Origin of the sequence: Tsukamurella pseudospumae, from assembly GCF_001575205.1 — a bacterium.
Classification (GTDB): domain Bacteria; phylum Actinomycetota; class Actinomycetes; order Mycobacteriales; family Mycobacteriaceae; genus Tsukamurella; species Tsukamurella pseudospumae.
The window spans coordinates 1-332 of sequence record NZ_LSRE01000040.1 but is presented as its reverse complement, the minus strand read 5'-3'; the positions used below and the strand labels follow the sequence as shown (position 1 = coordinate 332).

The window sequence follows — 332 nt, the reverse complement described above, 5'->3', positions numbered from 1 at the left end:
CCGCTGCCACGGCCTCGATCTCGACCAGCTGGTCGTCGTAGCCCAGCACCGTGACGCCCATGAGCGTGCTGGGCACGTCATGGTCACCGAACGCGGACCGGACCACGTCCCACGCGGTGACGAGGTCGTGCTGACGCATCGACGCGACCAGGACGCGAGTGTGGATCACGTCCTGCAGGGTCACGCCCGCCGCGTCCAGGGCGAGGACCAGGTTCTCGACGCACCGCGCCGCCTGCGCCGCGTAGTCACCGGGCCCGACGGTGCCGCCGTCGAGCGCCAGGGGGCACGCGCCCGCGAGGAAGATCAGCCGCGCCTGCGCCGGCGCGGTCGCG

At 73.5% G+C, this 332-nt stretch carries 1 protein-coding gene; it reads right to left on the bottom strand.

Annotated features, from left to right (window positions below; translation table 11 throughout):
- The coding region (locus AXK61_RS17605; RefSeq protein ID WP_068746512.1) for a RidA family protein at window positions 1-332 on the bottom strand (332 nt) is incomplete at both ends.